The following is an 18827-nucleotide window of genomic DNA, read 5'->3' as shown; positions in this document are numbered from 1 at the left end:
GACGCCACCATGTCCGCAGTAACAGGGGATTAGAACCCCTCTATCTCTGTGTTACTGCAGACATCGTGGTGTCCGCAGTGGCCCGTAGAGCAATCTTCATATCTGTATTTCTGCCATCGTTGTACTATGCCTCTTGATGCTGAATTACTCAACGTCTCGTACGGTCTGCTCATCGACTCAAAAGTTACACCAAACGACTCCAGTTAGCAATTTTCCGCAGATAGTCTGACAATGCTGTAATCTCAACAGACAGTTTCTTTCCGCTTCTACCGTAGGAACCCTTCTGAGAGCTGTTACCCTTCCACAATTATCCCGGCAACACGGTCGCGGTCGAAGAGCTGCTCATCCGATGGAATCTCTGGATAGTGGTCCCCGCTCTCGTAGGTCGGCCACTCGCCGAAGATATCCGGGTACAACTGTTTCGCAGTCATTTCGATCTGGAAGAGATTCATAATCGGCCCGTGATACCGCATTCCATGTGCGTACACGCGGTCGTTTTTGACTGCCGAGAGCTCTTGCCCAACGCTGTGGGACGCGAGGTTCTCCCGGACGTTGCCCATGTCGTAGCGCGGTGTCATTCCCCAGAGGTGGAGGATTACGTCAGGGTCCGCTTCCAGCATCGCTTCGTAGCCCACTGAACCCCAGAGACCGTCCCACGTTTCATCCCCGAAGGCGTCGTTGGCGGCGAGCGGCCGGGTATCGGCAAGCCAGAACCCCAGTCGATTCAGGTGGTAGGTCCAAAACTGACCGTCCCCCAGCGTAACTCGAACGGCGGTCGGACGCTCCTCTTTCGGCGGGAGGTTCGTCTGGATGGTGTTGATGAGTTCGTCGTGAACAGTTTTGAGTTGCTCGTAGCGCTCTCGCTCCTGAAACACTGTGGCAACACGACCGAAAAGCTCCCATAGTGTGTAATATTGGTAGTTCTGGCTGTAGGGTTCCTGTGGCTCACCGTGTGTCCCACTGTAGAAGTTTCCGAAGAAAGGGCCGACGTTGTTGGTAATTTCCTTGATGTCGTTCACGTCCCAGTTCTCCTGGGTGATCGCCCAGGCGGGGTCGAGGAAATGGACGTCGCTGCCTAGGCTGTAGAAGAACTCCTTGCTGAAATTATCGTAGGGGTTTGGAAGGTCTTCCCAATCAAAAGAGACGCCAGAAAGTCGTTCGTAGTAGTGGTTCATCGATGGCCCAGCCATATCTGGCACGAACATCGAGTTGATCGCGTCACCGTGGTTAAGTGAAACTAACATATCTGCATACTGATTGTACATCGTGAAGACGTTCTCCGGCACGGAGTTGAATTCGATCTCACCGACAGGAGAAAGCGAGGCAGTGTAGGAGCCGTCATCTGTTGGCATCGAAGTGCCTGTTCCTCCGGCACTCGATGTCCCTGTACTGGGTGGTTCACCACTGTTACTGGAGCAGCCAGCAATGATTGATGTGCCGAGCAGTACACCACTGCCAGCAAGGTAGTCCCGTCGTGTGAGACTTTCTGCATCACCTGTCTCGTCCATAATTTAGGTAGGCCTAATCTGTCGTATATGGCTTTCGGACTTACCGGACAGCGACGGGCTGCGTTTGCTGGTAGACTTCTTCACGGACTCTGCACTACTCACCTTACCAGGCATAGCCGTTCCCTGAGAAGTGCACTCTCCAGAGGATTCCAAACTGTCGCTTCCCATTTGCTCACAGCATAGCACGGAACACGACGACGGCCCCGACACCGGTGACCAGTGCCAAGAAGATATTTCCCGTCCGCCAGGCGACGACAGCGACTACACTCCCAGCAAGCCATTCTGGGGGGCCGCCGGTAGCCAGTTCCGGCCCGAGAACGGCAACGACAATCGCGCCCGGCAGCATCTCCAAGGCGGCCTCGACACGGTCGTTGACTCCGAAACGTGTTAGCAGCCACAGTCCACCGGCCTTCGTGAGATAGGTCGCAGCAGCCATCGCGGCGATAACCGCGACAACTGTTGGCTTAAGCGCGAGTGGGTCAGTCACGACGGACCACCTCAACGACGGCGGCAGCGACTCCACCGGCGATGACGTGCCACTGGCCGGCCAGGACCTGTGCAGTGACCAGCGCCGTCACCAGCGCGACTGCCCAAGGGACGGCCGTCGACGCCTCATCCCAGAGTTCGACCGCGAGCGCGACGAACGTCGCGACGAGGACGAAATCCAGTCCGAACGTGGCGGGATCGTCTATCACGCCACCGACGGCGACACCGATGACTGACGAGGCGACCCAGAACAGCCAGATAGCGAGGCCGCTACCGAGTAGAAACGCGCCCCGTCGACTCCCGGACGTGAGGTCCCGCATCGTCAGCGCCCAGTTCTCATCGGCCATGAAAAACAGGCTGCCGTAGGTCCGTGTTGCCGACAGATGCTTGAACCACGGCCGGAGGGCTGCGCCCATCAGCGAGTACCGCAGATTCACCGCAAAGACTGCGAGTACAACCGTCGCGGCTGGAACGGGGTCAGCCCACAATTCGACGGCAATAATCTGGGAAGCGCCGGCCAGGACAGTCGCGCTCATCAGCGCCACCTCCACGATACTCAGGCCGGCCCGGTCGGCGAGAACGCCGAAGGCGATCCCGTAGCCGGCGACGCCGAGCGCCACCGGGACACAGGTCACGAATCCGGCACGTATCCCGTCCCGGTCGAACGTCACCGCACTCGGAGCGGTGTCGTCTATCGAGGTCTCTGTCTCATCGGTGACGCTATCCGTTGACTGCTCCGTTTCGGGAAGCTCGTCGGTGGTGGGCATTTCGGTACTGTCACTCCAGTATGGCGGCACCATGACACCGTCGTTCCGGGTGCCGTCACCTGATTCGAAACGAGTATCAGACTAAACGCTGTTGGAACCGTGCTCCGTCAGTAGCCGGTTCCGAGATAGGTATGGACGGCGTTGTTCTCTTCGAGTTCGTCGACGAGTGCGATGGCGAAATCTTCCATCGAGATGTAGCTGTCCCCTTCCTCGTCGGTCACGAGCTCACGTTCGGCAGTCCGGTACGAACCGGTACGCTCCCCGGGTTCGATCAGTGCGGCAGGCGCGACGTAGGTCCACTCCAGGTCGTCGGCCTCGGTGAGAATGTCGTAGGCCTCGATAGCAGCGCGGGCGACCGGCTCCCACTCCTCTGGGAAGTCATCTGTATCGATGAGAAGCGTTTCCGGACCAACCCTGAGTCCGCCAGCCCCTCCGGTCCAGACGAGTCGGTCGACATCAGCACGGCGGAGTCCGTCGATGACTGCCGAAATCATTCCCGTGAGAATTTCGGCCGGTTCATCATCGCTCGGTCCGAGCACCGATACCACGGCGTCGTGACCTGTCGCAAGCCTCGCGATGTCGTCGGGGTTGGTCGCATCTCCCGAAACGGCGACGAACTCGTCATCATCAATCCCATTGCCTGCTCCGCTCCGAGAGGTTCCCGTGACGGCGTGACCGCGGTTGAGAAGTTCTGTTACAGTTCTCTGCCCGATTCGTCCGCTCGCACCGAGTAGTAGTACGTTCATTGTGTTGAGTCGTGGATGATTGCGATACGATACAGAGACATGTGTCCGAAACACCGGTCACATGATCTTACCTGGTGTTGGAACATGAGCCTAATATAAGTCAGCGAACGTAGCCTTGACCAGGTAACACCGATGTCATCGAACGATACCCTCGAAACAAAATACAGTGACTGCCCGGTAATCCAAGCGCTTGAAGAGATCGGGTCCCGCTGGCGCATGACTGTAATCCACGTTCTCAGGGAGGGTGAGCTTCGATTTAACGAACTCAAGCGTGCAACGAATGCGAACTCGCAAACGCTGTCTCGCGTGCTCGATGACTTGGAAGAAAACGAATACGTTGAACGTCGAGTCGCTGAGGGAAGTCCAGTTGCGGTTTATTACTCACTGACGCCGAAGGGCGATGAACTCCTCTCGGCATTCGATGAAATCCACGAATGGGGTGAGAAGTGGATCTCTGACGATAATTGAGCATCAGGGATTCGGATCCGGACGTCGAACCACTGGCCGAGGCAGTACTGCTGTGAATGCTGAATCACTCTTTTTTTGACGGAAATTCAAGGATCAGCCTCTCGATACAATTTAGTCCCTCCATTATCCATTGTAACCAGGCATACTCTACAACATTATAGGCCACAATTAGCAGTAGTGCAGACAATAACCTAGGATATGGATGTATTTAGGGCTAAGTTTACACAGAAGAGCCATATCTGCTTATGTTCTTAGCCATATAAATATAAATAGGGAAAAACCCAATAGAAATCCACTCGATGAAATTAAACATCCGCAAAAATAGCATATCTCCGAAATTGCATAGGTAATGGATATCTGCGATAGCAAAATAGAGAATAGTTGTATCAAATACAAACCTCTGACGCCTACGGCCTTTGAGGGTCCGTAGACTCTACCAGTGCTGACTATATAACAGCAGTACAGATGTTATAACATCTCCCGCCTTCTGTCCTGGATCTCAGCCTTTTTAAACAATAACCGGTGTGATGCTCTGAAAATCTTCGCCACGGTCCAGCAACTGCATTGGGTATCAAACCAGAACACCAATTCCGTATTGATGAACGGAGCCGGGTCGTTCATCCGGGAAACCCATTCGAGATATTCCAGTGTTCCCTGTTTATCGGCCTCACAGATGAGTTACAACAGAGCACCCTGACAGTAGCAGAAGTAGACCTATTCAAACGTGACCTCTGACTTCACGACACGCTGGACATAAAATTACGATTTGGGTCAATTTTGTTCACCCATCTTGAATATCGGACTGCGGTAGCGCTGTCTTCAACCGTGGCCGGAATAACATGACAGCCGTTCTTTACTCCGGAGCGAGTTTCAAAACGACGAGCCAGGATAGGGTCAGACGAATCCGACCGATTCAGTTATAGTTCGACGACGTCGCCGCTTTCGGCGGCTTCGTGAATCGCTCGGATGATCCGCATATCCTGGAGACCGTGGCGGCCATCCGGAGCGATCTCGGCACCAGTCAGGACGCGGTCGGCGAAGTAGTCGAACTCCTCTCGCATCTCGTCCTCCGCATCGAAGCTCTCGTGTTCGACAGTTACTGTGGTCTCGTTGCGGGACAGGTGGAGTTTCGCCTTTCCGTGGAACGCTGGGCGGAGTTCGATCTGTCCGTCTGTACCCGTTATCTTCAGTTGCGTGTCGTCGTGAGCGTTCTGGCTGTCGGTCGTGACCATCTTGACACCGCCTTCCAGCGCAAGCAGCGCCCCTGAGCGTTCATCAGGCACGTCTTCGAAGGCATCCGCATGAGAGCTCATCTGTGACTGCACCACCTGTGGTTCCCGGTCGAGGAGGAACCGAGTCGTGTTGATAGAGTAAATTCCCAGGTCCATCACGGAGGTGCCATAGCCCGACAGGTCCGGGTCGAGCCGCCACTGGTCCGTGTTCGGATTCATTTCAAGCAATGGCTGGCTGTTATTGCCGTACACTGATACTGGCTCGCCGATGAACCCGTCTTCGATGAGTTCCTTTGCGCGCCTGACGGCCGGGTCAGTCTGCATCCGGTAGGCAATCATCAGCGGAACGTCGGCGTCCTCACAGGTCTCCACCATCTCCCGAGCTCGTTCAACTGTTGACTCCATCGGCTTCTCGCACAGAATAGCTTTGTCTAACTCCGCGGCCGTCTCGGCGTATTCCAGATGGAAGGCGTTCGGCGTCCCGATGTAAATGGCATCGTACGCGTCGGCCGCCTTCCCCTCGTGGAACTCCTCGTAACTGATCCCGTTGTCGACACCGTTCTCGTTGGCGAGTCGTTCTGCTTTTTGTGTGGAACTACTGACGAACGTCGTGACGTCACCCAAATCAGAGTCCTGAATCGCGGGGAGTGCCAGATCGATCGTCCACCAGCCGAGGCCTAACAGTGCGTACCGAACGGTTCCGTCTGTGGTCGTTTGCCAGTCACGCTCCTCGTAGGTGTCAATCCATTCTTTCATACAAACCTGTTTTAAGCGCTGGCGCTAAAACCTTCGGATTCTGGACACACAAATACCATGTCAGTGGTAGCGACACATAGAATTCTGCAACTACTCCGTAACATGCTGACTGGTTCTCGATGGTGGAGTTTGATATCGCTAGGCGTTGGTCGGTTTCACGACTGAGCTGGAAGTAACCGAAACAAGTCAGGTCAAGTAAATCACCGTTCTGACTGCTGTAGTCGCGTTATAATCGTCCTTCTTTTTCAATTGAGTGCTATTATCACTGTTCTTGCTATGGAAAAATACAGCGAAATTCTCACTCGAGTGCTCTTGTTCAGCCAGTTAATATAGAATTATCCAAGTAGGTATATCCTAATAGACATGAATCCGTACGAACCGTCAGTAAGTTGTCGACTCCATGACGATATTCTATAATTCTAAGAAAGAATTTGAGAGATATTGACACTTGTGCAAATTGTCCATGATATTACTTTTGAAGTCGAATCCCATGAAGTCGAGGCTCGATTCCAAGCACAGGAATAATTGTTTTAGAGGCACCCTCCTGGCGCTATTGACGATTACCGAATCCGTCTCCCACTTCTTATATACAATACTTTCGGGCCATGGCCATTGAATACATATAAGTATAGACTCTGTATGTCGATTGCCGCACAGCCGTAGCAGGTCTATACTCATCTTTCGGGGAAACGCACCATACCTCACTGGTATATCTTACCGGGGCCACAGCGCATGAGAAACAATGCAAATCGGACGTTGATCTCGGGAGGAACTGTTGTTACGCCTACTACTGAAATAGAGAACGGGACAGTAGCGTTCTCCGACGGAAAAATAGTCTCAGTGGAAACGGAACCTCACGACTCCCCAGATGTCGATGCCTCGGAGAAATATGTCCTTCCTGGATTTGTTGACCTCCACGGTGATGACATCGAACGACACCTCTTTCCGAGAGCAGGGGAGCGCGTCGACACAACCGTCGCCCTGGATCGGTGTGACATTGCCAATGCCAGCGCGGGAATCACGACAAAGTACCATGCCATTGCGTTCGAAGACGTCCCAGATGATAATCGAAGCATCGAATTAGCCGGTCTCCTCGCTGAGCGTATCCGGGATTTCAACCGCGACACCGGTGCCCGAGTCGACAACAGACTCCACATGCGATGTGAACTCACCAACGAGGAGGCAGTTGAAGCCGTCTCGCAAGAGATTAAATCCGGTGGAGACCTCGTTTCCCTTGTTTCACATATCCCTGGAGCGGGCCAGTTTGCTGGCGAAAACACACTTGCACAGCGGTACGACCTCAGCAGTGAGGTCTCAGAGGCAAACCTACAGACGCTCCACACGCGCCGGAACGATGTCTCCGAAGCGGAGACCAGGTCGCGCGCGCGTCAGATAACAAAACTAGCGAGTGATCGAAACATTCCCGTTGCCTCACACGACGATGAAACTGTTTCGGGTGTGGACAATGCAGCTGCGATCGGGGTCGATATCAGCGAGTATCCGCTCTCCCAACGTGCTGCCCAGCGCGCAACCGACCTAAACTTGGCCGTTGCGATGGGTGCGCCGAACGTGGTTCGTGGGGGAAGCCTCTGGGATGGGCCCGATGCGGCTCAGGCAATCAGGGACGGTATTGTCGACATCCTCTGTAGTGACTTCCGTCCGCAATCTCTGCTTAGCTCTGTTTTTCTCGAAAACGGGGAACCACTCAAAGACCGGATATTGCGTGTTTCCACTGCACCGGCCGCTGTTGCCGGCCTATACGATCGTGGTCGATTAGAGCGGGGTGCAAGGGCTGATATCATTATCGTGGATCCGGATCCGGTTCCATCGATAGCGCGAACATATGTTGCCGGCGACGAAGTCTATCGCTCGGCATAGCAGTATTCGTGATGTACACTGCGTGAAAATTGTGCGTGGAACGGGCCTCCCTATCTGGCTACTCGCTGTCCGGCTCTTCCCGCTCGACTGACCAGTGGTACACAGAGCACGCGCCTGCAACACCCACTACCAGGGCGAACAAACCTAACATGATGCTGCTGGAAAGTGAGAGGGCGATAGAGGCGGCGAGGACTATCCCACCCAGCACGGAAACGGCTGCGTAGTACTGATACCACTGTCGATCTTGCTCCTCTTCAGAGCGGTCGAGGTACTTTTCGAAGTCATCGGCCTTTTCAGTAAGGGTGATATGCCCACGGTCTTGGTTGAAATCGACGACGCCGATGTCGTCCATCTTCGGGAGATGGCACTGGTACAGCCCTACGTACACGCGCTTGCGCTCACTAGAAGTCAAAGCATCAGTTGTGGTATCGTTTTCGATGGCCGCAACGTGTTCCGCGAGCTCTCCAAGAGAGACTTGTTCGTCTCGTTCTCGAAGAAAGTGGAGGACTTCTCTACGGCGGCTGTTTTTCAATATTTCAAAAATAACGTCTAGAGACGCACTGGAACCGTCCTGCTCCTGTGATGCCACCTGATCAGCACTGTTCTCCTTCCCCTCTGGGGCTGGTACGGATTCGTCGCTTAGTTTATTGTTCGGTTCTGCTTTCGTTTGTGCGGTGTCTTTGACTCCCATATTTACCCACTTCCTGTGTGCTGCGACATCGTTTATCCGTCTGGAATCGCGTTCACACAGCCCCCCGGCTGTATCGACGGAGCGTTACGCTGTCAGCCAGCATTTCAATTCAACATCACCTTGGCACTTAATACTTTGTTATGTAACTGGTTAGGTAATTTTTCTTTGATTACCGCTGTCGGTAGTGGGTAATTGCTTCGGTATTCTGGGAGTAACGGCGCTCTTCGAATCGTTCCCTGGCGATTCACATTGGAAAAATTGCTTCGGTATTAGCGAGATACGACAAATGCGTAGAATACCTGCTGTGAGCACTGAAACGCAGCAATGGTCAGATCATACGTAGTTGGTCTGCTTAGAACTATGCAGGATAAATCATAACGTACATTCCCCGTTCCTGGCCACCGTTCGAGTAATGTAATCTTATGAGTATCAATCGCACGGACATCCGCTAACCCGGATCTGATTCAGTGTGTCTGTGTGTCGAATAGCCGATGGCTCTCGAGAGTCGTCAGGGACAGGAATTTATCGGTGTTCGTAGCTATGCTGCTGATTAGTTGTTCATGACGATTGAGTCAGTGGATGGAACGTCCGGCGGTGCGATTCTCGTAGAGAAGCGATATTACTCACCTTATACTCAGTATGCGGGGTAGTCAACTGGAATGATGTATGGCTACGAAGCGAGACCAAGCGACACGAGCGAAACAATTAACCACAGGCACATGGAACATCATTGTACACGAGTCTCTGTCCAAAGAAGGTAGCTGGTACACTCGTGCATACGAATAGATACGATGGCAGACTTTGATCAGTGGGACGAGGTGAGCTACGTTATCAGTTCACGGTATCGAGTCGAGACTCTCCGCCGATTGTCAGAAGGGCCTGCGACACCGTCGTTGATCGCGGACGACAGGGAAATGAGCATCGCTCACGTTTCACGCGCGTTGCAGGAGCTTCGTGAATCGGAGCTCGTTGACCTACTCGTTTCAGAAGACCGGAAGAAAGGCCGCGTATACGACATCACCGAGAAGGGTGTCGATATTTGGGAAACCATCGAACGGAAGAACATGGCGTAACTGTCCCGGCCCGATATCGGACTGATAGAAGCTTGCTTGGCGTAGGCGCGTCGACTTAGAACCATTTGTCTTTTTGTTTTTAATCCTGACATTGAGTTCGTAACCGCAAATAGCTCCCTCTCCCCCGCATTGGACTGTCGCATTAATCCCGATATGGACTGCGGCTTGGTGGGTATTGTGCCTACGAACTTAGTTAATACAACCTGTTCGAATCGACAATCAATTATTAGTGCCGAATCGCTATGATAACCACTTGTGGCTTCCGCTCTGGGGGACATATCTGGGGGTAAACGAACACTACTCATTTCGGGACAGTGGCCGTTGGAATGCACTCAGGGTCATTTGCCGCAGAGAGTCTCTACTATCAGGTATACTAGTCGTAACAATAGTGGTTTGTAACTTACCTGCGTACGCATGTTGTCCATAGGCTACGGAAAATTACTGGTTGGGTGTGTCGCCGGGCTGTTAGTCCTTGGAGGCGCTACGATGGGGCTCGGAATCGGTGGTGTCGCTGACGTGCCGACGGATTCGGACACCACTGTGGGTGAAGGTGAGTTGGAGATGCATACAGTGCACACTCCAACCGAAATTCGGCCGGATGAACCCTTGCAAGTCCAGATTCGAATCACAAATACGGGGTCAAGTACAGTAACGCAACAAGTAGCGCTACGATTGAGCGAGGACGGGGATGGACAATCTCCCGAAACAGTAGCGACAAAACAAGTCCAGGTTTCGCCAACTGAACCGACGAACGTAACGCTCGTTGCCGAGCACGAACAAATCAGCTCCGGTGACTACTCGTATGCCGTCACCGTTGGTGAATCGTCGTCCCCAGAGATGACTGTGAGTGTGGCTATCCTCACCCCTCCCACGTTTGCACTCACCGATACAACTGAAAACGCTACCGTCGTTCGCGGAACGAACACCTCGATCCGAGCGAACCTGACAAATGTCGGTGCGTATCGCGGGATCCAGACGGTTCGATTCGCCGTTGATACGGACCAAAACGGACAGTACTCCGATACCGAAACTCTAAACCAGAGGGTGTTATCGGTTGCCGGCGGCCAGAGTCAGGTGAGCACGGCGACCGTTCGCACTGCCGATCTGGAACCTGGACGGTATCAATACAAGATCGCCACGGAAAACACAACAACGACCGGCACACTAGTTGTCCAGCAACCGGCGACATTCCAGGTCCAGAACACGACCGCACCCGCCAACGTCACAAACGGAGAGACTGCGAACGTCTCCGCGGTCCTCAAGAACGTCGGTGACGTGGACGGCACTGACAACGTCACGCTCAGCAGTGACTCCACAAACACCACCTATTCGCGTTCCATTTCACTCGCTGCCAACGAAACTACAACGGTGTCTATTGGAGTGAATACGACGAATTTGAGCCGCGGTACACACAACTACTCGTTTGGAACCGCTGCCGACACACACATCGTCTCGACGACGGTACAGGACAGCCATTTCGAGGTGTCCGGTTTGGTCGGACCGAATGTCCTGTACGTCGGTGATACGGCTGTGTTCTCCGCAAAAGTCACGAACACCGGTGAAATCACTGGAACCCAAACGGTCCAGCACCGCATTGACAGTGACGACGATGACCGACCCGAAGCCTATGGAGTCGACAGAAACGTGACGCTTGCACCCGGCGAGTCGACTCGTGTTCGGTTCGACATTGAATACACGGTGACCGATTCGACGGATTATCCCGTCGAACCACTGAGCCTGCAGACGTACGTCTATGGAATCTATTCAAAAGACGCACGGGCATCAACCGCCATGTCGGTCAAGCCGTCATGGGCCAAAGACGACGGTAGCGGCTCCAGCGGCTCCAGCGAGGGGACCAGTGTCTCTGACGGTGAGCGCGCTTCACTCGATGAAATAACCCAAGACAAGTACGGACTCTACTACAATGAGGTCAGCAGCGAGACGAAGCGCCAGGTCGAAGAGATTCACGAGCGCCAACCGTTCGCGGACGGCCTTGCAGCCGCAGAGGTGCGAACGCGTGAGGAGATCGCCCGTCAAGAGTACGGTGCCGATGTGAAAGCCGGCGAGAACTTTGACTTCACCGGTCTGGATATTGAAGTCCAGCAGAAGGTCGAAGCGGACTTCGATTCGCAGTTCCAGACGGAGTCTGGTGATCGGATCGAGTCCTGGGACGAACTCGCTCGCGACACCTACGGGACGTCGTACGAGAACCTCACCGCTAGTCGCCAAGCAGACATCAAGACGACGTATCAAGAACAGTTCGACTGAGTGCGGGCATTCGTTACGTCGCTCCTTCTCAGGCTCAAACTACAGTTCTCTCGATTCTGTTCACAATCCAGAAAAACGACGTGGCGGTGCTTCACAGTTGTCAGACAATCGCTGAACTGCAAGCAGAGCATAGCGTTATGTAGAAATTACTTTTATTTATGGGACAGAGAACGTTGGCCATGGACGGGTTGTCTGGATTCATAGGACGAGTTGCTGATCTGATCGCGGTCGCAATCTTCGCAGTGCTGGCCCTTGCTGTGACAATCTTGTGGACTGCTGGGGTCCTGCAAGCCGTAATCGTAATCCCGTTTCTGTTGCTTATCCCGGGATACGCCGTCGTCTCAGCACTGTTCCCACAGCAGGCCGGACCATTCGACCTGGAGATCCCATCGTTTTTTGAGCAGGCTTTTCTGGCCGTTACAACGAGCATCGCACTCGCAATATTGGTTGGTATCAACCTTGAATTCACCCAGTGGCTGATACGTCCACAACCGGTTGTTACCGTCCTTACTGCGATATCACTCGTCTCAGTAGCTATTGCGGGCTATCGCCGCTGGCAAATCGGCGACCCCTCATACTCCTTCGATAACGACTCAGGACTCCGCGGACCGGACGCAAAGTCTGGGGGGACCGGCACACGGTTGGCCTCCCTTGCAGTCGTCGTTGCCGTACTGACCGCAGTCCTGAGTGTGGGCGTCGTCGCGATGGATCCTCCTCGCGGCGAAAAATACACCGAATTCGGACTGCTGACAGAATTGGACGACGGTTCGCTCGTGGCAGACGAGTATCCCGAAGAGATAACCCTCGGCGAGAGCGAAGACCTCTACTTCACCGTCACGAATCAGGAGAAACAGCTCGTCGAGTACACGGTCGTCGTAACACTCAGCGACCTGAACGAGGACGGCGAGCCTATTAAACGAGCGGAACTGAATACGTATCGTAACAGTGTTGCCGCCGGCGAAACCTGGCAGCGTGAACATAGCGTCCGCCCCGTTATCGAGGGCGAAAACCTCCGCTTGACCTACCTCCTGTACAAGTCGACGAAGCCGGCCCAGCCGACTGCGGAGAATAGCTACCGGAATCTCCACATCTGGATCGATGTGACCGCGAACTAGTCGTGTCGCGGTCGGGCCCACAGGTTGGTCGCTGGTCGGACCTCACATCAAAAATCTGCCGGTGGCCGGTCCCAAGCGGGAAGAGTAGGGGCACCGAGAGCGGAGCGATGCTGGGTGCATGAGGCACAACCCGAAATCAGCGGTCTGCCAGTACCGTCTGGATAACCTGCTCGTATGTGTCTCCCACAGCCGTGGGCGAGAAATCTTCCGCGCGCTTGAGCAACGCCGCCTCATCAACTGGATCGGTCAGTTCTGACATTGCCGCGTCGGCGAGCTCCTGTGGTTTACCGACGGGAGCGAGTGAGCCGTACTCCCCGCCGGCGAGTATCTCGCTCGGGCCGCTCGGACAGTCAGTGGACGCTACAGGACATCCACACGACAGCGCCTCGATGAGCACTGTGGGCAGCCCTTCGTACTGTGACGAGAGCATGAACACGTCGGCACCACCCATGTATCCGTACGGATTGTCGACGTAGCCCGGGAAGGAGACGACGTCTTCGAGCCCCTCCTGCTCCGCGATGAACCGGAGTTCCTCTCGCTTCGAGCCCTTCCCGGCGATGATACCGCGCGCGCTCGGTATCGTCTCGTTGATCTGCTTGAACGCCGCGAGCCACGTCTCGAGGTCCTTCTGATCCTCATGCCGGCCGACGTAGAGAACCACTTCGTGGTCGGGCGAGGAGATCCACGGGTGGTCGACCGGCTCAGTCGACCGGTCGTTGATCGAGCCGACGTCGATGGGGTTGTGTGTGACGGTTACTCGGTCGGAATCGAGGGGCGTCGACGCGACGACGCTGTCGGCCACGCCCTGAGAGACAGCGAGCACCCGCTCGATGTCTCTGTAGAGCAGGCCTGCGACCTTGCTGACTGCTCTGTCCTTCCGCCCGGTCTTCATTCCCAGCGTGTTGTGTTCTGTCGGGAGCACGACGGTCTCCGTTCCCGACACCGCGTTCGCGACAGCGCAGACCACGCTCGCGTACGTCATCTGCGGGAAGAGGATGGCCGGACTGGCCGACCGAAGGTACGACGCGATACCCGGGATACCGGCCCCGATACCGATGCCCGGGGGCCGTGGGCTGTCGAGGTTGACGAGCGTCACCGTCTCCGCGAGGTCCTCCCCCATTGCGCCAACCGACGAGACGACGAGGTCGACGTCGTAACCGCGCCTGTTTAACTCATTGACGAGGGTAACCGTCACGCGCTCTGCTCCACCGGTGTCGAGCGACGGGACATAAAACGCCAGTTTCGGAAGCGCTTTCCCGACCTCGGGGTCGGCGTTCTCGTCCTGACTCTCGGCGGTCGTGGACGGAGGGTCCGCCGAGTCGGGACCCACAAAACTGACTGACGGTTCGGACTCGGCGGTCATCTGTCGGTCGTTCCACAACCGAGGCCGTGTGCCAGCTGAGACGCCGATTCAGTGCTCTGTGTTCGCTGCGAAGCGGATCTTTCGCCTGTCATGATTCTGTTTGGTATCGGTAACGTGCTTGTAAGTCAGAACCTAAATTATGGGTCGCTGGTCGTCGCGTCACCACACCTTGGCAGGCACGAACGCCTTCAGCACCCTTGTGCCGGGCAGACCGCACTATTCAAGCATTAGCCTATCTATACTTAATAGAATCGGGCCGCCCTCACACGATATGCAGCGTGCTGAATCCAGTTCAGGGGGTATCTCTCGGACGGACGGCAAACAGAGCACGTCGTCCGCCCGCGCTGATATATGTTATTTGACTAATCAACTGGAACCGGCAGGCGCACCGAACGTCGTCCTCGACCTGGTGCAAAACACCGACGAGAGGATCGACTTCACTATCTGCTTCTTTGGATCTGACGATACACTTCAGACGGAGTTCGAAGCGGCGGGCGCACAGGTCGTCGATTTCGGTGCCCAGACGGACCATCCACAGTTCGACCCCCGGTCGATCGTCCCGATGGTGCAGTTCTTCCGCCGGAACTCCTTCGATATCCTGCACTGTCACTTGCCATACTCGCAGTCCATCGGTCGTATCGTCGGCGCTCTCAGCGACGTGGAGCACGTCGTGAGTACACAACACAATGTCAGGAGCAACTACTTCCTCGTCGAGCGAGGGGTCGAGCAGGTAACCCGGCCATTGGACTCGGCGACGGTTGCTGTCTCGGACGGTGTCCGAGAGTCCTTCGAGTCGGGGGAACGTGGACCGTTCGCCTCCAGCGACCGGTGGCAAACCATCCACAACGGTCTGGACGTCGAATCGTTCCGAAGAAACCTCTCGGAGGCGGATCCGGATGCGGTTCGAGAGAAGTTGGACCTCGATGACGAACGTATCTATGTCAGCGTCGGTCGGTACGTTTCGGTGAAAGCTCAGGCCGACCTCATTCGAGCGATGGCAGCGGGCGTCCCGAATCTAGAGAACGCACATCTGCTGATCGTTGGCTGGGGCCCGCTAGAGTCCGCCCTCAAAGAGACAGCGACAGAACTGGGCGTGTCGGACCGCGTCACCGTTACCGGATTCGCCGACAACGTCTACGACTACTACGCGGTGGCTGACGCGTTCGTCTCCTCGTCGACGAAAGAGGGGCTCCCGATCGCCCAACTCGAGGCGATGGCCGCGGAACTGCCGATCGTGGCCACGGCGATCCCCGGCGTCGAGGAGGTAATTACCGATGGCGAGACCGGCCTTCTGGTTCCACCCGAATCGCCGGACGCACTCGCGTCGGCGATGGGCGACCTCGCGTCCGCAAAGCGGCGGTCGGCCCTCGGCACGCGAGCCCTCAAGCGCGTCCGCAACGAGTTCACAATCCAGCAGATGGTCCGGGATCATCTGGCTCTCTACGGCGATCTCCTCGGGAAAGACCTGGCAGTCGATCCTGGCACTGCCTAACATCGCGGCCGACTGCTGAGAGCCGTGGGATCCGTGCTTGAGGGCATACCGGCTCCCCACAACGTCAGTCGGGCGGTTTTAACGAACGATTCCGTGGTCAGGAGATGTTCATCGCCTCTTCGACGTTCCTCGCACCCCTGGTAGTAATTCCGTTTCCGTAGGTGTAGTTCCCGAAGATAGAGAAGTTATCGCCACCGTCGAGCTCGATTTGGTTGGCGTAGTTCCCGGAAACGATGACGTTCTCACAGCCGCTCAGCAGCCTGATACCCTGTCCGGAGTCGTTGCAGTCAACGATACTGTTGTTGGCGATGACCCCGCCGAGTGGCTCCTCGACCGAGCGGATGTTGATTCCGTTGTTACCTGTCACTACGTTGTTCGTAATCGTGTACACGCTCGACGACCGCGACTTGACCTCGATCGCGGCGTTATGCGTGTTTCGGATTGTATTCCCCGTGATGAGCGCGTTACAGGGTTGCAGTCCGCCGATGCGCATTCCATACTGTTTCTTCGTGGTGTCAATGTCGTTGTGCGCGATGACGACCCTTGTCGTCCCCGAGTTGTGTTCCGTTCCGGCGAATATCCCCTCCTCGTCGGTGTTCTTCGTCCTGTTGCCGATGATACGGATGCTGTCAGTCTGGTCGTCATCGAAGGCGTAGACGCTGATCCCCTTACCACCGGAATCAACGATACTGTTGTAGAGGATGTCGACGTCGTCGGACCCTCGTGTCGCGACTGTGTGTGGTTCGTCGGTGTAACCGTCGGAGTTCCCCCACGAGTAGAACTGACAGTTCCGGACCGAAATGTCCGAACAGCCGACGAATCGGACGGCCCCGTAATCGTTAGTGTTCTTCTCGTTCCCGTCGAAGGAAATCCCGTCTATCTCGATGCCGGACGACTTCTCGAACTCGAACATGTACTCCGACCCATCCTGAGGGTATCGGAGCGTTCCGGATCCGAAGATCCGCCTGTCAGAGAGCGAACTGAATTTGAGCGGCTTCGCCAACTTGTAAGACCCCTGTGGGATGTACACATTCCGGACGGACTCGAGTGCGGTTTTGAGTGCCGCAGAGGCGTCATCCCCGTCGTTTCCCACGTCAAAATCAGTGATACTCGCCCAGTCTACCAAGACACCCGGGGGATCCTGTCGGGTCCACTCTGATCCGGTGCCACGATACAGATTTCCCGTATCTGTGGCCCGGAACAGTGCCCCCTGCTTAGGTTCATAGGAGTCTCGGTTTGCCGCCGAGTCCCGAATTTCTACGTCCCGGTCCAACTGCTCGAAGTTTCCGTTGATGGGGACGTGCCAGTTGTTTACCCCCCGCTGTGGAATTGTAAGTTCGTGATTCATGAGTATTAATTGGTACTGAACAGAACCGTGGAACCACCCCGTTCCACGGCGGTTGGTCCTGAGTGTTTGGGGACTAGCTATGCGTATACATAATTAGTTCGCTTGTACTAGTTGGAGTATTGACAGTAGTGAACGCATATCGGACGGCGACGCGGTCTGTTGATCACCCTTTTAACAGCACAGAACTCGACAGCGGCGAACCGTCTGCCGGGGCAAACAAATCGAGACGGCCCTAGATGTTGAGCCCGGTCTTGACACCACTGGCACCGCTGGTGTCGATACCCTTTCCGTAGGTGTAGTTGCCGAAGACCGAGAAGTTATTCCCAGAGTTAATACGGATGAAATTCACGTAGTTCCCGGAAACGATGACGTCCTCACAGCCACTGAGAAGCTTGATCCCCTGCCATCCGGAGCAGTTGACCAGCGTGTTGTTGGAGATGACTCCGCTGAGCGGTTCGTCGATAGAGCGCATGTTGATCCCGTTATCGCCGTAGAGTACGTTGTTCGAGATGTTGTAGACACACGGAGCCTGCGTCTTGACTTCGATCCCGGCGTTGACGGTATTCCGAATCGTGTTGTTCGCGATGAGCGCGTGACAGCGCTGTTTACCGCCCATTCGGATACCGTACTGGGCCCGCGTCGTGTCGATATCGTTGTTCGCCAGGATGATGCCGGCGGTCCCCTCGTCGTTCGTTGTTCCGGCGAACAGCCCCTCTTCTCCGGTATTGTAGGTCCGATTCCCGATAAGGCGAGTGCTCACGCTGGGCTTGGTCGTCGACTTCGCCCAAACGTTCACGCCTTTGCCACCGCTGTTGCGGATGTTGTTGAACAGCACATCCGTCCCCTGGCAGCCGCGTGCAGTGATCGTGTGTGGCTGGTCCGTCACCGATGAGGATCCTGTGGATGCCTGGGCGTTCCCCCAATCGTAGAGGTCACACTTGTCGATGCGGGTGTCGGTACACTCGTCGAAGAACAGGGCCCCGTAGTCTGCGGTATTGTCGTAGTTCCCGTCGAGCGTGAGGTTCTCCACCGTAACGTCGTGCGAATTGTTGAATCGCAACAGGTACTTGTAGTCCTCGTTAAGATCGCCGTACTTCAGCGTCCCCGGGCCGAAGAGGTGGAGCGTATCCACATCGGAGAACGTGAGCGGCCGCTGGATCTTGAACGTCCGGTCGGGAACGTACACGTTCGTCGCGCTGTGGATAGCCTTTTCGAGCGCGTCGGAGTCGTCGGTCGACCCGTCGCCGACAGCACCGAACTCCGTTATCGATGTCCAGATACCACCGCCAGACGACGAGCCATCACTGCTACTCGGGGGGTTGTGGAGATTCCAGTCCGTGCCGTTGGCCAGATAGAGATTTCCGGAGTCCGTGGCCCGGAATAGTCGGCCGGACGTGGGGGTATAGTTGTCAATATTGTTCTCCAGGTCCCGGATCTCCACGTCGGTTTCCAGTCGGCTGAAATTTTCGTTGAGCGGTACGTGCCAGTCGAGTGTGCCCTGCTCGGGCGTGGTGTAACGTTCTGCCATTGTTCTGTAAGTCGTGTTTGGTATCTATTGCTGTTGCATCAGGGACACGCACTGGTGTCGCCTGGAGCCGTTCCCGTCAGTCGTCGGTCCTAAGTCGCTGTGTGCCAT

The 18827-nt window shown here is 55.5% G+C and carries 15 protein-coding genes; 6 read left to right on the top strand and 9 right to left on the bottom strand.

The window, feature by feature from the left end:
• Positions 1 to 293 precede the first annotated feature (293 nt).
• The 4 genes from ACOZ4H_RS19040 to ACOZ4H_RS19025 all read right to left on the bottom strand — a co-directional run bounded on the left by ACOZ4H_RS19040 (position 294) and on the right by ACOZ4H_RS19025 (position 3507).
• Positions 294 to 1508: an ABC transporter substrate-binding protein gene (locus ACOZ4H_RS19040; RefSeq protein ID WP_424330839.1), complete on the bottom strand. Its 1215-nt coding sequence runs from the start codon at positions 1506 to 1508 to the stop codon at positions 294 to 296.
• 172 nt (positions 1509 to 1680) lie between these two features.
• A complete protein-coding gene (locus ACOZ4H_RS19035; RefSeq protein ID WP_424330838.1) occupies positions 1681 to 1995 on the bottom strand; it encodes an AzlD family protein in 315 nt (104 codons plus the stop codon).
• Complete coding sequence (locus tag ACOZ4H_RS19030; protein WP_424330837.1) at positions 1988 to 2761, bottom strand: AzlC family ABC transporter permease; 774 nt, start codon at positions 2759 to 2761, stop codon at positions 1988 to 1990. The genes ACOZ4H_RS19035 and ACOZ4H_RS19030 overlap by 8 nt, the downstream gene beginning before the upstream one ends.
• Before the next feature lie 107 nt (positions 2762 to 2868).
• Positions 2869 to 3507 (bottom strand): NAD(P)-dependent oxidoreductase, encoded by a 639-nt coding sequence (locus tag ACOZ4H_RS19025; protein WP_424330836.1) that lies wholly within the window; start codon positions 3505 to 3507, stop codon positions 2869 to 2871.
• Between the two features lie 132 nt (positions 3508 to 3639).
• Here ACOZ4H_RS19025 and ACOZ4H_RS19020 point away from each other — a divergent pair, with 132 nt between their 5' ends.
• A complete protein-coding gene (locus tag ACOZ4H_RS19020; RefSeq protein ID WP_424330835.1) occupies positions 3640 to 3975 on the top strand; it encodes a winged helix-turn-helix transcriptional regulator in 336 nt (111 codons plus the stop codon).
• A 917-nt stretch (positions 3976 to 4892) separates the two neighbouring features.
• Here ACOZ4H_RS19020 and gfo6 read toward each other — a convergent pair.
• On the bottom strand, positions 4893 to 5963 hold the full coding sequence (gene gfo6 / locus ACOZ4H_RS19015; protein ID WP_424330834.1) for a D-xylose 1-dehydrogenase Gfo6: 1071 nt from the start codon (positions 5961 to 5963) through the stop codon (positions 4893 to 4895).
• Positions 5964 to 6695: 732 nt separating this feature from the next.
• Here gfo6 and ACOZ4H_RS19010 point away from each other — a divergent pair.
• On the top strand, positions 6696 to 7841 hold the full coding sequence (locus tag ACOZ4H_RS19010; RefSeq protein ID WP_424330833.1) for an alpha-D-ribose 1-methylphosphonate 5-triphosphate diphosphatase: 1146 nt from the start codon (positions 6696 to 6698) through the stop codon (positions 7839 to 7841).
• 58 nt (positions 7842 to 7899) lie between these two features.
• Here ACOZ4H_RS19010 and ACOZ4H_RS19005 read toward each other — a convergent pair whose 3' ends face one another.
• The gene (locus ACOZ4H_RS19005; protein WP_424330832.1) at positions 7900 to 8532 is read right to left on the bottom strand and encodes a DUF7344 domain-containing protein; all 633 of its coding nucleotides are present in this window, start codon (positions 8530 to 8532) and stop codon (positions 7900 to 7902) included.
• A 791-nt stretch (positions 8533 to 9323) separates the two neighbouring features.
• Between ACOZ4H_RS19005 and ACOZ4H_RS19000 the strand changes: the two genes are divergently transcribed.
• The 3 genes from ACOZ4H_RS19000 (at position 9324) to ACOZ4H_RS18990 (ending at position 12988) form a co-directional block, all read left to right on the top strand.
• On the top strand, positions 9324 to 9605 hold the full coding sequence (locus ACOZ4H_RS19000) for a winged helix-turn-helix domain-containing protein (protein WP_004515801.1): 282 nt from the start codon (positions 9324 to 9326) through the stop codon (positions 9603 to 9605).
• 561 nt (positions 9606 to 10166) lie between these two features.
• Positions 10167 to 11873 carry a hypothetical protein gene (locus ACOZ4H_RS18995; protein WP_424330879.1) on the top strand — a complete coding sequence of 569 codons (1707 nt, stop codon included), beginning with the start codon at positions 10167 to 10169 and terminating at the stop codon, positions 11871 to 11873.
• Positions 11874 to 12052: 179 nt separating this feature from the next.
• Positions 12053 to 12988: a DUF1616 domain-containing protein gene (locus ACOZ4H_RS18990; protein ID WP_424330831.1), complete on the top strand. Its 936-nt coding sequence runs from the start codon at positions 12053 to 12055 to the stop codon at positions 12986 to 12988.
• 136 nt (positions 12989 to 13124) lie between these two features.
• On the opposite strand, the gene ACOZ4H_RS18985 is transcribed toward ACOZ4H_RS18990, so the two are convergent.
• Complete coding sequence (locus tag ACOZ4H_RS18985; protein ID WP_424330830.1) at positions 13125 to 14351, bottom strand: glycosyltransferase; 1227 nt, start codon at positions 14349 to 14351, stop codon at positions 13125 to 13127.
• A gap of 358 nt (positions 14352 to 14709) precedes the next feature.
• Between ACOZ4H_RS18985 and ACOZ4H_RS18980 the strand changes: the two genes are divergently transcribed.
• Positions 14710 to 15843 carry a glycosyltransferase gene (locus ACOZ4H_RS18980; protein ID WP_424330829.1) on the top strand — a complete coding sequence of 378 codons (1134 nt, stop codon included), beginning with the start codon at positions 14710 to 14712 and terminating at the stop codon, positions 15841 to 15843.
• Between the two features lie 97 nt (positions 15844 to 15940).
• Here ACOZ4H_RS18980 and ACOZ4H_RS18975 read toward each other — a convergent pair whose 3' ends face one another.
• Together ACOZ4H_RS18975 and ACOZ4H_RS18970 are read right to left on the bottom strand one after the other, a co-directional pair.
• On the bottom strand, positions 15941 to 16756 hold the full coding sequence (locus ACOZ4H_RS18975) for a hypothetical protein (protein ID WP_424330828.1): 816 nt from the start codon (positions 16754 to 16756) through the stop codon (positions 15941 to 15943).
• Positions 16757 to 17423: 667 nt separating this feature from the next.
• On the bottom strand, positions 17424 to 18719 hold the full coding sequence (locus ACOZ4H_RS18970) for a glycosyl hydrolase family 28-related protein (protein ID WP_424330827.1): 1296 nt from the start codon (positions 18717 to 18719) through the stop codon (positions 17424 to 17426).
• Positions 18720 to 18827: the final 108 nt, after the last annotated feature.

Source organism: Haloarcula amylolytica, assembly GCF_049705545.1.
Classification (GTDB): Archaea; Halobacteriota; Halobacteria; order Halobacteriales; family Haloarculaceae; genus Haloarcula; species Haloarcula amylolytica_B.
The sequence above is the reverse complement of the archived record's forward strand: the minus strand, read 5'-3'. Positions and strand labels throughout refer to the sequence as shown.

Coding starts and splice junctions, on each gene's coding strand:
- ACOZ4H_RS19040 (WP_424330839.1), bottom strand. CDS start 1,508: ATGGACGAGACAGGTGATGCAGAAAGTCTCACACGACGGGACTACCTT.
- ACOZ4H_RS19030 (WP_424330837.1), bottom strand. CDS start 2,761: ATGCCCACCACCGACGAGCTTCCCGAAACGGAGCAGTCAACGGATAGC.
- ACOZ4H_RS19025 (WP_424330836.1), bottom strand. CDS start 3,507: ATGAACGTACTACTACTCGGTGCGAGCGGACGAATCGGGCAGAGAACT.
- ACOZ4H_RS19020 (WP_424330835.1), top strand. CDS start 3,640: ATGTCATCGAACGATACCCTCGAAACAAAATACAGTGACTGCCCGGTA.
- gfo6 (WP_424330834.1), bottom strand. CDS start 5,963: ATGAAAGAATGGATTGACACCTACGAGGAGCGTGACTGGCAAACGACC.
- ACOZ4H_RS19010 (WP_424330833.1), top strand. CDS start 6,696: ATGAGAAACAATGCAAATCGGACGTTGATCTCGGGAGGAACTGTTGTT.
- ACOZ4H_RS19005 (WP_424330832.1), bottom strand. CDS start 8,532: ATGGGAGTCAAAGACACCGCACAAACGAAAGCAGAACCGAACAATAAA.
- ACOZ4H_RS19000 (WP_004515801.1), top strand. CDS start 9,324: ATGGCAGACTTTGATCAGTGGGACGAGGTGAGCTACGTTATCAGTTCA.
- ACOZ4H_RS18995 (WP_424330879.1), top strand. CDS start 10,167: ATGCATACAGTGCACACTCCAACCGAAATTCGGCCGGATGAACCCTTG.
- ACOZ4H_RS18990 (WP_424330831.1), top strand. CDS start 12,053: ATGGACGGGTTGTCTGGATTCATAGGACGAGTTGCTGATCTGATCGCG.
- ACOZ4H_RS18985 (WP_424330830.1), bottom strand. CDS start 14,351: ATGACCGCCGAGTCCGAACCGTCAGTCAGTTTTGTGGGTCCCGACTCG.
- ACOZ4H_RS18975 (WP_424330828.1), bottom strand. CDS start 16,756: ATGTTCGAGTTCGAGAAGTCGTCCGGCATCGAGATAGACGGGATTTCC.
- ACOZ4H_RS18970 (WP_424330827.1), bottom strand. CDS start 18,719: ATGGCAGAACGTTACACCACGCCCGAGCAGGGCACACTCGACTGGCAC.